The following is a 14,401-nucleotide window of genomic DNA, read 5'->3' on the forward strand; positions in this document are numbered from 1 at the left end:
GATGACGACACCTCTTCTCTCTCACGACGATGCTGATCGAGGTATCCGACGATCAGGAGGTCGATGTGCGCGGCGGTCCGGCCCTTGGTCCCATCGACTATGTTGTGATCGAGTTCGACTGCACAGCAGATGCTTTCGCTCAGCAGCTCAGTTCGGAGATCGTCTCTCTGGTGGAGAGCGACGTGGTCCGGATTCTGGACCTGCTGGTGGTCTCGCGCACGGCGTCCGGCGAGATCGAGGTGTCCGAGTTCGAGGAACTGCACACCGACGCGCTGCGCATCCTGCGCGACTCGCTCGCCGAGATCCTGGCGCTCGAGGACATCGAGAACATCGCCGCCGCCGTCGATCCCGGCCGCAGTGCCGCCATCATCGTGTGGGAGTACCGATGCGCGTTGCCGTTGACCCGTGCCGCGCAAGCCGCCGGCGCGCAGCTCGTCGCGCAGGGCCGCATCCCTGCGCAGGCCATCGTCGCGACGCTCAGAGCCGATGTCGGTTAGAGGAGGTTCAACACCCGCGCCCGATCGACCGCATCACGCCGGGTCGACACACCGAGCTTCCGGTAGATCGCCTGCTGGTGTGTTTTGACCGTATTGACCGAGACGAAGAGATCCGCAGCGATCTCCGACGCCTTGTACATCGTCGGCAGATACCGCAACACCACCAGTTCGCGTTCGGTCAGCAGATCGTCGGCGACCAATGCGTCCACCTCGGCCTCCCCCGACGGACCACCGCATGCCGCAAGCACTTTCGCCACGAAATCCCGGTCGGATGCCCCGACGTGCTGGCGTCGGGTCAGCAGCATCGGCACCGTGTCCCCGGCGATGAGGAACGGCCGCAACACTCCGATCGGCGCCGCCAGCCTCACCGCCTCATCGATCCGCTCGATCGCGAGCGCGTCTCGGCGAAGCTGGTGCGCGGCCACCGCCGAGAACACCGCGGCCTTCACCGCCAGCACCCGATACGGCGCGAAGTGGCTGGGCGAGCCCAGTGCATGCAGCGCATCGGCCGGCCGGCCGCGGGCAAGATACACCCGTGCCTGTAGGACCCGCTCGACGCCGGTGGCGTACCCGGACGGGTCTCCTCCCCCGCCCACCGGCGGCAGTTCGGGGATCTGGCCCTCCAGCAAGTCGACGTCGGCCAGCGCGGCACGCGACCACCGCTCGAGCAGCGCCGGTAGAGGACCCGCCTGCTCGATCCATGCCTGCACCGACGCACGTCCGGCCCGCGCCCCGAAGACGTCGTGTCGGCCGACCGCCACCCGAACCGCGATGACCTCCATCATCAGCCAGGCACCGCCGTCGAATCGCTCGGCGCCGACGCTGCGCCCGATGGCGATCTGCACCTCGGCGGCATCGAGTTCGTTTCGTTCGAGGTGCATCCACGCCAGCGTCGCGTAGAGTGCCGTGACCTGTGGCTCACGACTCCAGCCGCGGAGTTCGGCGAGCGCGAAGGTCTCGGTGACACGTCGTTCCACTTCCGGGAACTGCCCGCGAACGAGATCGATCAGCGCGAGATACGAGCTGGCGGCCAGCGCCATGAGGCCGAGTCCGGCGGCCTCCCCTCGCTTGCGGCACACCTCCAGTTCCGCCGCCGCCAGTTCCAGTTCACCGCGCTGCGCCAGCCCGATCGCCCGGTTGTTCTCGGCGATCAGCGCCAGACCCTCCGCGGCCGGCAACATCGGCCGCCCCAGCCCGTCGACGGTCCGCATCACCTCTTCCGCCCGGTCGACCAGGTCGGCCAGGCGCGCGAGTCGCGCGTAGACCATGTGCACCATGCCGATGACCAGCCGGGCCGGCGCGGCCTCCGCTTCGGACGTGCCACCGAGTAGGACCTCGGCGTCCTCGGCATTGCGCTCCATCGCCCCGTATTCATGACGATGGAACTCGGCGATCGCTGCAATCAACATCGTGGGCAGGCTCGGGCGGCGCGCATTCTCGACCTCTGCCGGTGCCAGCGCCGCCGCAAGCGCGGGGGCTTGCGAGGAGAGGATCAACGGCAATGCGGTGCCGGCCAGGGTGGTCAGCATGTCGTCCCAGTCGCCGGCCAGGGCATAGTGCTCCAGCGCGGCGATCGGGTCTCCGGCTCCCAGATACCATCGGGCCGCGCGGCGGTGCAGATCGAGCGCACTGTCGGGATTCTCCGCGCGCAGCCGGTCCTGCAGCAGTCCCCGCAGCAGCGGGTGGTATCGGAACCAGTCCGGACGGTCGGAGAGTCGCACCGTCAGCGAGTTCGTGGCGACGAGGTCCTCGAGCACCTGCCGGCTGTCGCGGCGGCCGATCAAGGCACGTGCGAGGTCGCCGCTCACCGGGTCCACGACGCTGGTGGCGAGCAGGAACTTGCGGTCGCTGGGCGGTAGCTTGTCCAGCACCTCCTCGAGCAGGTACGCGGCCACCAGCCGTTGCTGACCGTTGAACCGGCGCAGCCCGGTTTGCAGATCTCCGCCGTCGGCACTGAGTAGCAGCAGCCGCAGACCTGCCGGCCACCCTTCGGTGCGTTCGACGATGGCATCCACGTCGGCCGACGTCACGGCCGCCCCGGCACGTTCGCAGAACTCGCGCACCTCGTCGCGGGTGAATGACAGTTGGTCGGCGTGGATCTCGGTCACGCCACCCGACATCTGCAGTCGGGAGAACCGCAGCGCGGGTTGTGTACGGGAGATCAGGATCAGTCGCAGGCCGGCCGGCCGATGGTCGATGAGGCCTGCGATCGAGTCGAGCAAGGCCGGGTCCGTGACGAGGTGGAAGTCGTCGATCACCAGGATGACCGGCCGGTCCAGGGCGGTGAGTTCGTCGGCGATCCGCGCGACCTCGGTGTCCCCGAACTCGGCACCCGGAGCCATCTCGTTGAGAACGTGGTCATCCGGCAGTGCGTCGGCGGACCGCAATGCGGTGAGCGCCGCGGTCCAGAAGGCCCGCACGCTGCCGGTGGCATCGGCGACCATCCAGGCCAGCGGCCGATCCCGCACGACACGTTCGGCCCAGGCGGCCACGGCCAGGGTCTTGCCGTATCCGGGTCCGGCGCTGACCACGGTGACCGGTCGGGTGATGCCGTCGCTCAGGGCCTCGTCGATACGACGACGCCGGACGTAGCCCGGCGGGATGGCCGGTCGTCCACTGTGAGCTCCGTGGGCGAGCTTGTATTCCACCCCTCACCTCTTGCTTCGGCATTATCCGGTTCGGGCGGACGAGCCCGAGAGAATAGTAAACCGTATCTGTGCGAGCGTGAGACCTTGGCCAAGCCGCGATTCACTTGCATTCCTCTTCATCCGGCCCGAATGACGACATCGGCGGTCGGGTGGGGTCATGCTCGTATCAACCAAACATCCAAGTGGAGGCGCAAATGGGGATTCGCCAGGGACGTCTGCGGCGTCGAGCAGTGATCGGGCATCCGGTCGTCCGTGCCGCTCCGCTCGACGACCCGGATTCCGTCGTCGAGTCCGGCATCCGACGACGACGCAACTGTCAGGATTCGCACATCCGGTCCCTGGACACCGACGACCGGCGCTGACCAGAAACGGCTATTGTCTGCGCATGCCGCGCACCGCACGGATGGATCGAGTGGGGCTGACCGCCCTGCTGATCACGGCACTGGTGGTCGACGGACTCGACACCGCCGCCCTCCCGTCGGCACTGCCCGCCATCGCCGACGACTGGGGTGTCCACCCGTCGGCCTTGACCCGGGCGCTGATGCTCACCGCTCTCGGCACCGCGTTGGGGTATCTGGCCAGCAGCGCACTGTGCCGCCGCTGGGATCGTCAAACGGTGGTGTGGCGGTCGGTCCTGCTGTTCGGGCTGTGCACCCTCCCGATGCTCGTCGTCGCGAACGAATGGCAGATGTCGGCGGTCCGATTCGTCACCGGAATCGGTCTGGGCCTGGTGTTGCCCGCCGCGGTCTCGATCGCCGGTGATCTGTCGCCGCGGCAACGGCAATCCGCGGCGATGGTCGTGGTCTTGGGGTTGACCGGCGGCAACCTGCTCGGCGGTTTGATCAACGGCCCGCTGATCGCCTTGTTCGGTTGGCGCGCAGCCTTTGTCGTGCCGTCGATACTCGCCATCGCGGCGGCAGCGGTGATCGCGGTGTGGCCCGGCATCGACCGCCACCACCCTGCACCGGCACCGCACGTCGCGCTTCGACCGTTGTTGACGCCGTCACTGCGCGCGGCCAGTCTCACGCTCTGGGCCGGCTCGTTCACCGTCTTCCTGTCCTACAACCTCTTGCAGTCCTGGTTGCCGACGATGGCGGTGGTCGCCGGGGCAAGCCCCCAGGCCGCCCCGCTCGCGCTGGCCGCGATGGCCGGCGGTGGGATGGTCGGCGGTGTGATCGCGGCGGGTGTCCGTGGGCGCACGGGTCTGGGGGCGACGCTGGTCGTCATGTTGCTCGTGGCCGGTGTGGCACTGATGATCGCAGCCACCGTGACCGGCAGCATCCTGCCGCTGATGGCCGTCGCCGGCGCCGGGCTCATCGCCGGCGCTGCGGGTCTGGCCGCGTTGGCGGTGCAGCTGTACCCCCGACGGCTACGCACCACCGGTGTCGGCGTGACCGCCGCGATCGGTCGGGTCGCGACGATCTTCGGACCCCTTCTCGGTGGGATGCTGATCACCCATGACGACATCGGCGTGCTGGTGATGGTCACCGGGGCACTGGCTTTCGCATCCGCCGCGCTGCTGTGGGTCCCGGCACACGGCCGGGTGGGTTCGACTGCCCGCCGTCGGATCGATCCGGCGGCGCCGTCCCCGTCCTGACGGTGCCGCGCCGGCCGTGCCGACGATCTTCATTCGATCCGTATGATCCGCGGGCGCCGGATCGTCGGCATGCTGAGCTCGGGATCATCCGGTCCGCCCTCATCTGCAATACAAGGAGCCGACTCGAAATGTGGAATTCGTTCTGGGACTTCATCTGGTACACGCTGGTGATCTTCGCGTTCGTCGCCTATCTGATGGTCCTCTTCTACATCCTGGCCGACCTCTTCCGTGACCGCGCGCTCTCCGGCTGGTGGAAGGCCGTATGGATCATCCTGCTGATCTTCATCCCCTGGATCACCGCCCTGGTGTACCTCATCGCCCGCGGGCACGGAATGGCGCAACGCGCCCAGGCAGCGCAGGCGGAGATGCGGCAGCAGACCGACGCGTACATCAAGTCGGTGGCCGGCAAGTCGTCGGCGGATCAGATCGCCGACGCGAAGGGCCTGCTCGACAGCGGCGCGATCACCGAAGAAGAGTTCCAGGCGCTGAAGGCCAAAGCCCTGTCCTGACCCGCGCGCCGACGACCGATCATTGGGGACCGACACGATGAGCACGCTCTCCGACGACCTGGCCACGCTGTCGGCCGAGGCGTACACCTATCTGTATCCATTGATGGCGATGGAGGTGACGCGGCGCCAACTCACCGCCGCGGGTTCGCCGAATCCGGTGGCCGGGCCCGCCAACCGGATTCATCACCTCCGGGCATTCCCGCCGGCCGAGTTCCGCGCCGTCGTCCGTCCCAATTTCGACACCCTGTATTCGTCGGCGTGGCTTGATCTGACGGTGGGGCCGGTCGTCGTCGAGGTTCCCGACAGCGACGACCGCTATTACATGCTGCCGATCCTGGACATGTGGACCGACGTGTTCGCCGCGCCGGGCAAGCGCACCACCGGCACGGGCCCGCAACGGTATGTACTGACTCCGCCCGGCTACGTGGGTTCGCTGCCGGATGACGCCACCCACATCGCCTGCCCGACCAACCACGCGTGGGTCGTCGGTCGCACCCAGACGAACGGGCCCCAGGATTATGCCGCGGTGGGCGGTTTCCAGGACGGGTGGCGGGTCACACCGCTCGATGTCGACGCAAAGTCGGCCGGTTCGGGGCCGTCGCCCCTGGACACCATCGACCTCTCCGAGGAGCCTCTGCGACTGGTCAACGGGCTCTCCGCTGTCGACTACTTCACCGCTGCCGCACAGATCCTCAAGCTGAATCCGCCGCACCCCACGGACTTCTCCGTGCTGGCACGGATCTCGCGGCTCGGCATCGTCCCCGGAAAGGATTTCCGCGACCGCTTCGGCGCCGACGAGCTCGCCCAGATCGAGCACGGCGCCAAGACCGCCCTGGCCGAGATCGCGGTCCTCACCACGCTCGGCAAGCGGGTCAACGGCTGGGAGATCCTCACCGATTCGATCGGCGTGTACGGCAACGACTACCTCACCCGGGCGCGGGTCACCCTGATCGGCCTGGGCGCCAACCCGGCCAACGACGCGGTGTACCCGGTGCTGGTGACCGATGCCGACGGCGCACCCCTGTCGGGCGACAACGACTACACCATCCACTTTGCGGCAGATGCGATTCCACCCGTGGATGCGTTCTGGTCGGTCACGATGTACGACGCCGAGGGCTACCAGACCGCCAACGAACTCGACCGGTTCGCGATCGGCGACCGAGATGCGTTGCGCTACAACGATGACGGCTCACTCGACCTGTACCTGCAGCAGTCGAATCCCGGTGCCGACAAGGTGTCCAACTGGCTCCCCGCCCCGGCCGGACCGATCGGCGTGACTCTTCGCCTCTACGCGCCGAAACCGTCTGTGCTCGACGGCACCTGGACACCGCCGGCGGTCACGCGGATGACGTCCTGAGAAGCGTTGGCGGATCTCACCGCGACCCCTCGCGGCAACCGTCCCGCTGGTCGAGTAAGCGACCGAGCGCCAGCGAGGGAGCGCATCGAGACCGAGACCGAGACCGAGACCTCACCGCGGCGGCATGATCTTCTTCAGGAAGTCGACGGCGATCCCCGTACCACCCTTCTCGCGCATGTCGCTGTGATGCGAGTTGATCATCTTGAACTCGTAAGACGTGCCGGCCGAACGGAATTCGCGAAGCAACGCCAACGTCAGCGGAAGTGGCACGGTGGCATCCCGAAATCCCTGCACCACCAGGATCGGCCTTCCGAAGTCGGACGTGGGCACCCCCATGTAGCGATGTAGCGCGGACTTGAACTCGTTGTCGCCGAGCGATTTCGAGATCAGCGCATCGGGGCGGGTGCCGTCGAGGATCGACGACCACTGCGGACCGCAAGACCGCCCGATCTCGCCGACGATCCGCTTGCCCAGCGGGGTGAGGTACGACGACACGTCGACGTCGTGCTGCCCGGCGGACATCCCGGCGAGGATCGCCGCGAACGGCCCGGACAGTTCCGTCGGCAGACCCCGAAGACCGGGGCGCAACAGAGTGATCGCGTTCTCGAAGTTGGAGGCGGGCGCGAGTGCCGCGGTACCGCGGAAGTCCAGCCCCGTCGCGTAGTTCGCTGCGAGCCGCCCGGCTCCGAGGGCGGCGTGACCGCCTTGCGACGACCCGGCCACCGCCCAGGTCCGCGAGAGTCCGGCCACCATCGAGCGCGCGGCGCGCACCATGTCGATGACCGCGGTCGCCTCCGACCGGGTCTGCAAATAGGTATGCGGCCCCGGCGAATTCGGGCTGAGCCCGATGTAATCGGTGGCCACGACGGCGTAGCCGGCGCGATTGAGGTCGTCGATCATCGGCGCGGTGCTGCGGATGAGATCCGCGGACCCGTCCAGACCGCAGTTCTGCCCGGACCCCGAGGTGCCGTGCGCCCACGACACGATCCGCCATCCGCCGGATGGACGCGGGCCGGTCGGCAGGCGGACGATGCCCGACGCCGGTACCACCGCGCCTCGTGCGTCGGTGGTCGTGTACCCGATCCGGATCACCCCGCGCAGCCCGCCCCACGAGTCGAGCTGACTCACCGACAGCACGCGTCCGGGCTGCAGCGCCTCGGCTGCTGCGGGTGCCGACACCACGGACACCGCGGCGATCATCGTCGACAGGGCCGTCGCGATGACCGCCAGCGTTCTGCGCATGCGCGTCAGCCTACGGTGGCGGGCGCGGCAGAACCGCGGGCATGCAACGCGGCGGCCCCGATGAGCGCGTACATGATCAGCATCGCCAGCACCGTCACGATCAGCAGCGACAACTCCGCGATCGTGCCGATCGCCACCACCGCGGCCAACGCCGCGATCCCGAGTGTGGCTGCCACACCCTCGAATCGGTCGACCCCACCGGTGGCGTGGACGAACAACGTGATTCCGACCATGAAGACGGCCGGACCACCCGCGATGGCCATCGCCGTCGGGAGATCGGCGTGTTCACTCGGGTGCGCCATCATCAGCTCGGTTCCCACCGCGGAGACGATGATGCCGCCGACCAGAACCGCGTGCGCATAGGCATATCCGCCGCGGGCGAGCGCCGTCGGATCGTCGGCATGCTTCAGTCGTTCTTCGGCCTCGCCCGAATGCCGGGCAAAGTAGAGCCACCAGAACGACACCGTCAGCGCGAAACCGACGACGAGCGAGATGTATGCGATCGTCGACGTCTCCGTCTCGGAGAACTCGCGACCCAGCGACAGCACGGTCTCGCCCAGCGCGATGATGAAGATCAGTCGGTTGCGTTCCACCAGGTGTTCGGGCTCCAGGCGCCACGTCGACATCGGGGTCGTGCCCAACCCGGGCACCCACAGATTGGCCTGCGGCCCCACAACGTCGATCGCCAGAGCGATGGCCCAGATGAGCAGCCGAGCGTGTCCGTCCGCGAAAGCGCCGGCGATCCACACCACGCCGGCCGCTGCGGACCACACGAAGAGATTGACGTAGTTGCGACCGATCTGGTCGCCGCGCAACGCGACGATCATGAACAGCGGCCGGATCAGCTGCATGATCACCACCGCCACCGCGAATTGCATGCCTCGCTCGCCGAACGCCTCGGGGATCGCCGCGGACATGATGAGGCTCAACCCCATCAGCGTGACCATCAGGAGTCGCACCGGCAGCCGCTCCGGATCGATCCAGTTGGTGGCCCACGTCGTGTAGTTCCACACCCACCACACCGCGCCGAACAGCACGAAGGTCTCCAACGCGCCCTCGAAGGTGAGGTGATGCACCAGCAGCGTGGCGAGCTGACTGACCGCGAACACGTAGACGAGGTCGAAGAACAACTCCATCGTCGTGACCTCGGGAGCGACGCCCTTGGCCCGACGAACCGCCGTCGCGATCATGCGCCGACCTCCTGTGTCCGATTCAAATGGTTGCTGACGGAATCTACCTTGTACTTCTACGGTTGTATGAGCCATGAGCACCCGCGAAATCACCATGGACAACTTCAACGACACCATCGAGGCCGGCGGCATCGTGCTGCTTGACTTCTGGGCATCCTGGTGCGGACCGTGCCGCCAGTTCGGACCGGTCTTCGAGAAGGCCGCCGAAACCCACCCCGACATCGTGTTCGGGAAGATCGACACCGAGGCCCAGCAACAACTCGCCGGCGGATTCGGCATCCGCTCGATCCCCACACTGATGGCCTTCCGCGACGGTGTTCTCGTCTTCAACCAGCCCGGCGCCCTGCCCGCCCCGCAGCTCGAACAACTCATCGGCGCCGTCGAAGACCTCGACATGGACACCGTGCGCGCGGAGATCGCCGCCGCCGAGAAGTGACCGTGTGATCCTCCCTACGATTCCCCCCGTCGAGGTGTAGGACCGACCTGACGCACCCAGACTGAAGTCATGGGCGCGATACAGTTCACCTTCTTGATCTCGGTGCTGGTTCTGTTGACCCTGTCGGCAGGCGTGGTGGGCGTGGTGATGGGCATGATCGCGAGCTCGGGCGACGACGATGCACAGGACCACTGAGTCGCCTCAACGGTTCCAGAAGCCCCGGTCCTCCAGCAGCGCGACCGCATGGTTGCCGCCGCGGAGAAAATGAGCTTCGGTCAGCGCACGCGCGATGCCACCGGACCGCGACGCCAATGCGTCGAGGATCTCCTGATGATCCCGATTACTGGACAGCAGCATGTCGGGGTGCGACTGGAAGAAGCCGCTGGGAATCGCACCACTCAACAGCTTGAGCTCGGCGACCAGCCGTCGCGAGCCACAGGCACGGTTGATCAGCCGATGGAAATCGAAGTTGAGAGTGTCGTGCTCCGCTCCCGACGCACCGGCTTCCATCTGCTCGGCGATCCGACCGAGTTCTGCGAGTTGGTCGTCGTCGAGCCGTGACGCCGACCGCTCGGCCGCGAGGCCGGAGATGACTCCGAGCATCCAATACTGATCACGAATGTCCTCACGGGACAGTTGGGCGACAAATGCCCCTCGGCGCGGGGCGGTTTGGATGATGCCCTCGCCCTCGAGGGCGATGAGGGCCTCGCGCACCGGGAGTTTGCTCACTCCCAGTTGCTCGGCCAACGCGTCTTGATCCACCTTGGTGCCGGGCCGCATCTCCCCACTGAACACCTGTCGCCGGATTTCCTGCGCGACGATCTGCTTGAGCACAGACGGCGTCGCCACCCCACCTGCTGGTCGGACCACTGTCGACATCCGTCGGTCTCCTCTGCTCGTCTACGGGCTGAGACTACCTCACTATCAGCGCAGCAGGAACGAATCCAGAGCCATTTTTGATAATTTATGCACTCCCTCACGGCTGGCGTACGCCAAGATAGTTCCCCTGAACTGGCATTTTCTCCTTCGGTCTTGTCAGCGGAGGATGATTATTGATATTTTATTGTCCATGACCGCAACTGTCCCCACCCCCACAGCCGTAGTCGGCGACGACGACTTCAGCCAGATCAAGGCTGTCGTCGCCGACTTCATCCGCACCAAGGTCGTCCCGCGCGAGCAGGAGATCATGGAATCCAACTCGATCCCCGACGACATCCGCGCCCAAGCTGCCGAGATGGGCCTGTTCGGCTACGCGATCCCCCAGGAATGGGGTGGTCTTGGCCTCGACCTGACCCAGGACGTCGAGCTCGCGATGGAGTTCGGCTACACCTCCCTCTCTCTGCGGTCGATGTTCGGCACCAACAACGGCATCGCCGGACAGGTCCTCGTCAACTTCGGCACCGACGAACAGAAGGAGCAGTGGCTCGAGAAGATAGCCTCAGGAGAGGTCGTCGCATCGTTCGCGCTCACCGAACCGGGCGCCGGCTCCAACCCGGCCGGCCTGCGCACCAAAGCCGTTCGCGACGGTGACGAGTGGGTCATCAACGGGCAGAAGCGATTCATCACCAACGCCCCGCTCGCCGACCTCTTCGTGGTGTTCGCACGAACCCGACCGGCCGACGAGTCCGGCACCGGAATTGCCGTATTCCTCGTTCCCGCAGGCACTCCCGGTCTCGAGGTCGGGCCCAAGGACGCGAAGATGGGTCAGGAAGGCGCATGGACCGCCGACGTCAACTTCACCGACGTCCGCGTCCCCGCGTCCGCACTGGTCGGCGGCGACGAGGACGCCGGCTACCGCGCCGCCATGACATCGCTGGCCCGCGGACGCGTCCACATCGCGGCGCTGTCGGTCGGCACCGCCCAGCGAGCCCTCGACGAGTCGGTCGCCTACGCCGCCACCGCCACCCAGGGCGGCACCGCGATCGGGGATTTCCAACTCGTGCAGGCGATGATCGCCGACCAGCAGACCGGGGTGATGGCCGGTCGCGCCCTGGTACGCGACGCCGCCCGCAAGTACGTCTCCGGTGAGGACCGGCGGATAGCCCCGTCCGCCGCAAAGCTGTTCTGCACCGAAATGGTCGGCAAGGTCGCCGATCTCGCGGTTCAGATCCACGGCGGCAGCGGCTACATGCGCGAGGTGTCGGTCGAGCGCATCTACCGCGACGTCCGCCTCCTCCGCCTGTATGAGGGCACCAGCGAGATCCAGCGTCTCATCGTGGGCGGCGGCCTCGTCCGCGAGGCAAAGAAGGCCGCGAAGTAGTTCGGCGCGTCAACCGAGATCTCGATGCGGCGCCTCGCTTCGCTCGCAGCCTTACTCGATCAGCGGGTTGGACACCCTCCCCCGTTAGTCGAGTAGGCCGTCCCTCCCCGCTGGTCGAGTAGGCCGCGACGAAGGAGCGACCGTATCGAGACCACGCCTCCCCCGCTAGTCGAGTAGGCCGTCCCTCCCCGCTGGTCGAGTAGGCCGCGACGAAGGAGCGACCGTATCGAGACCACGCCTCCCCCGCTAATCGAGTAGGCCGTCCGATCCCGCTGGTCGAGTAGGCCGCGACGAAGGAGCGACCGTATCGAGACCGCAAGCCGCACCCACTGCACAAACCCAACTCCAAAGGAACCCCAATGCCCACCGCCCTCCTCGCCAACAAGACCGCCGTCATCACCGGCGCCGCCCAAGGCATCGGCTACGCCATCGCCGAACTCTTCGTCGCCGAGGGCGCCCGTGTCATCGTCGGTGACATCGACGGCGCCGCAGCCGAAGTCGCCGCCAAGCAACTCGGTGGCCCCGATGTCGCCCGCGGCGTGCGCTGCGATGTCACCAACGCCGACGACGTCGACGCCATGCTCGCCGCGGCGGCCGACGCCTTCGGACCGGTCGACGTGATGATCAACAACGCCGGCATCACCCGCGACGCCACCATGCGCAACATGACCGAGGACCAGTTCGACCAGGTCATCAACGTGCACCTCAAGGGCACCTGGAACGGGGTCCGCAAGGCCGCCGCCATCATGCGCGAACGCAAGACCGGCACCATCGTCAATCTGTCGTCGCTGTCCGGCAAGGTCGGCATGGTCGGCCAGACCAACTACTCCGCCGCGAAGGCCGGCATCGTCGGCATGACCAAGGCTGCCGCCAAAGAGGTTGCCCACCACGGAGTCCGGATCAATGCGATCCAGCCCGGACTGATCCGCAGCGCCATGACCGAGGCCATGCCGCAGAAGGCGTGGGATCAGAAGATGGCCGAGATCCCGATGAGCCGCGCCGGCGAGGTCGCCGAGATCGCCAATGTCGCACTGTTCCTCGCCTCCGACATGTCCTCGTACATGACCGGGACCGTTCTCGAGGTCACCGGTGGACGGTTCATGTGAGACGCTGACCTACTAGGAGTACGAAACATCATGAGCAGCAAGAGAACAGTCCGTCGCGCCGCGATCGTGGCCCCCACCCGCACCCCCGTCGGCACCTTCGGCGGATCACTGAAGGACGTCACCGTCGAGGATCTCGGCGCCACCGTCGCCAAGACCGTGGTCGAACGCTCGGGTGTCGATCCCGAACGCATCGATGACGTCGTCTTCGCCCAGTCGTACGCGAACTCCGAAACCCCCTGTGTTGGGCGATGGATCGCGCTACATGCCGATCTGCCGATCAGCGTGCCCGGCATGCAACTCGACCGCCGCTGCGGCGGTGGCCTGCAGGCCCTGGCGACCGCGGCGATGATGGTGCAGTCCGGCGCCGCCGACACCGTACTCGCCGGCGGTGTCGAGTCGATGAGCCGTATCGAGTACTACTCGACCACCAATCGATGGGGCGCACGCTCCGGCAACGTCACGCTCTACGACCGTCTCGACCGCGGACGTGAACGTTCCCAACCGGTTTGGCGTTTCGGCGAGATCTCCGGGATGATCGAGACCGCCGAGAACCTCGCGCGCGATTACGGCATCACCCGCGACGCCGCCGATGCCTTTGCCGCACAGAGTCATCAACGCGCGTCGGCCGCCTGGGAAGCCGGCCGGTTCGACGACGAGGTCGTGTCCGTCTCGGTGCCGCAGCGCAAGGGCGACCCGGTCGTGGTGTCGCGCGACGAGGGTATCCGGCCGGACTCCACCGTCGAACGACTCGCCAAGCTCCGCGCGATCATGCCCGACGGTACCGTCACCGCCGGCAACGCCAGCCAGCAGAATGACGCCGCCGCAGCATGTCTCGTGGTGTCCGAGGAGGCCCTCGACGATCTCGGACTCGAGCCGATCGGCTATCTGACCGACTGGGCCGCCGCCGGTTGCGACCCCGCCCGGATGGGCATCGGTCCGGTGCCTGCCGTCGAGAAGCTCGCCGCCCGCGGCGGATTCGATTCGGCTGCCTCACTTCTCGACACCCTCGACCTCGTCGAACTCAACGAGGCGTTCGCCGTCCAGGTTCTGGCCGTCCTCGAGGGGTGGAAGTGGCACGACCAGGAACGGCTGAATGTCAACGGGTCCGGCATCTCGCTCGGCCACCCGATCGGCGCCACCGGCGTCCGAATGACCACCACCCTGCTGCATGAGTTGAAGCGCCGCGGTGGCGGCAAGGGCTTGGTGACGATGTGCATCGGCGGTGGCCAAGGTCTGGCCGCGACCTTCGAGTCCGCCTGAGCGTGGTACTCGCCGTTTCAACTCTCCGGCCATCGATTCTGCCGGCGGGGAGACGCCTACCCCGGCCGCAAGCGGCCAACATGCGCTGGAGGAGCGCCTTCCTCCGCTGGTCGAGCGCAAGCGAGTGAACGCATCCGGCGGGTCGAGTAGTCCGAGCGAGCTTGCGAGCCCGGACGTATCGAGACCGAGACCCACGTGCGGCGGCGATCTCGATGCGGCGCCTCGCTTCGCTCGGAGCCTTACTCGATCAGCGGGGAGCGACCCTTCGCATTCGCCCGGCGACGAAAGAGCCGAGCGCA

General features: G+C 67.0%; 14 protein-coding genes. 10 read left to right on the plus strand and 4 right to left on the minus strand.

What is annotated here, in order from left to right; translation table 11 throughout:
- Positions 1-29 precede the first annotated feature (29 nt).
- Positions 30-497, plus strand: a complete 468-nt coding sequence (locus tag ACWDTI_RS12225) for a DUF6325 family protein (RefSeq protein ID WP_449738356.1) — start codon at positions 30-32, stop codon at positions 495-497.
- Here the strand turns inward: ACWDTI_RS12225 and ACWDTI_RS12230 are convergent.
- Positions 494-3,145: a LuxR C-terminal-related transcriptional regulator gene (locus ACWDTI_RS12230; protein ID WP_449738357.1), complete on the minus strand. Its 2,652-nt coding sequence runs from the start codon at positions 3,143-3,145 to the stop codon at positions 494-496. The two genes, ACWDTI_RS12225 and ACWDTI_RS12230, sit on opposite strands and share 4 nt — an antisense overlap.
- A gap of 194 nt (positions 3,146-3,339) precedes the next feature.
- Between ACWDTI_RS12230 and ACWDTI_RS12235 the strand changes: the two genes are divergently transcribed.
- From ACWDTI_RS12235 to ACWDTI_RS12250, 4 genes are all read left to right on the plus strand, one after another.
- Entirely contained in the window at positions 3,340-3,507 is a 168-nt protein-coding gene (locus tag ACWDTI_RS12235) for a hypothetical protein (protein WP_449738358.1), read from the plus strand.
- A 23-nt stretch (positions 3,508-3,530) separates the two neighbouring features.
- The gene (locus ACWDTI_RS12240; RefSeq protein WP_449738359.1) at positions 3,531-4,742 is read left to right on the plus strand and encodes an MFS transporter; all 1,212 of its coding nucleotides are present in this window, start codon (positions 3,531-3,533) and stop codon (positions 4,740-4,742) included.
- A 128-nt stretch (positions 4,743-4,870) separates the two neighbouring features.
- Entirely contained in the window at positions 4,871-5,251 is a 381-nt protein-coding gene (locus tag ACWDTI_RS12245; protein WP_449738360.1) for an SHOCT domain-containing protein, read from the plus strand.
- Positions 5,252-5,288: 37 nt separating this feature from the next.
- Positions 5,289-6,608, plus strand: coding sequence for a DUF1254 domain-containing protein (locus ACWDTI_RS12250; RefSeq protein ID WP_449738361.1), 1,320 nt, complete (start codon positions 5,289-5,291; stop codon positions 6,606-6,608).
- A gap of 111 nt (positions 6,609-6,719) precedes the next feature.
- Here ACWDTI_RS12250 and ACWDTI_RS12255 read toward each other — a convergent pair whose 3' ends face one another.
- Both ACWDTI_RS12255 and ACWDTI_RS12260 read right to left on the minus strand, forming a co-directional pair.
- Positions 6,720-7,850 (minus strand): lipase family protein, encoded by a 1,131-nt coding sequence (locus ACWDTI_RS12255; protein WP_449738362.1) that lies wholly within the window; start codon positions 7,848-7,850, stop codon positions 6,720-6,722.
- Positions 7,851-7,855: 5 nt separating this feature from the next.
- Entirely contained in the window at positions 7,856-9,040 is a 1,185-nt protein-coding gene (locus ACWDTI_RS12260) for a low temperature requirement protein A (protein WP_449738363.1), read from the minus strand.
- Positions 9,041-9,113: 73 nt separating this feature from the next.
- Between ACWDTI_RS12260 and trxA the strand changes: the two genes are divergently transcribed.
- Complete coding sequence (gene trxA, locus ACWDTI_RS12265) at positions 9,114-9,476, plus strand: thioredoxin (protein WP_449738364.1); 363 nt, start codon at positions 9,114-9,116, stop codon at positions 9,474-9,476.
- Between the two features lie 69 nt (positions 9,477-9,545).
- Positions 9,546-9,671, plus strand: coding sequence for a hypothetical protein (locus ACWDTI_RS12270; RefSeq protein WP_449738365.1), 126 nt, complete (start codon positions 9,546-9,548; stop codon positions 9,669-9,671).
- A gap of 6 nt (positions 9,672-9,677) precedes the next feature.
- Here ACWDTI_RS12270 and ACWDTI_RS12275 read toward each other — a convergent pair whose 3' ends face one another.
- Positions 9,678-10,355 (minus strand): GntR family transcriptional regulator, encoded by a 678-nt coding sequence (locus ACWDTI_RS12275; RefSeq protein ID WP_449738366.1) that lies wholly within the window; start codon positions 10,353-10,355, stop codon positions 9,678-9,680.
- Positions 10,356-10,545: 190 nt separating this feature from the next.
- Between ACWDTI_RS12275 and ACWDTI_RS12280 the strand changes: the two genes are divergently transcribed.
- The 3 genes from ACWDTI_RS12280 to ACWDTI_RS12290 all read left to right on the plus strand — a co-directional run bounded on the left by ACWDTI_RS12280 (position 10,546) and on the right by ACWDTI_RS12290 (position 14,102).
- Positions 10,546-11,736, plus strand: a complete 1,191-nt coding sequence (locus ACWDTI_RS12280) for an acyl-CoA dehydrogenase family protein (RefSeq protein WP_449738367.1) — start codon at positions 10,546-10,548, stop codon at positions 11,734-11,736.
- Between the two features lie 359 nt (positions 11,737-12,095).
- Positions 12,096-12,842: a 3-oxoacyl-ACP reductase FabG gene (gene fabG / locus ACWDTI_RS12285; protein ID WP_449738368.1), complete on the plus strand. Its 747-nt coding sequence runs from the start codon at positions 12,096-12,098 to the stop codon at positions 12,840-12,842.
- 30 nt (positions 12,843-12,872) lie between these two features.
- Positions 12,873-14,102: an acetyl-CoA C-acetyltransferase gene (locus ACWDTI_RS12290; RefSeq protein WP_449738369.1), complete on the plus strand. Its 1,230-nt coding sequence runs from the start codon at positions 12,873-12,875 to the stop codon at positions 14,100-14,102.
- The last annotated feature ends 299 nt before the right edge of the window (positions 14,103-14,401 follow it).

The organism is Gordonia sp. NPDC003424 (assembly GCF_053588655.1).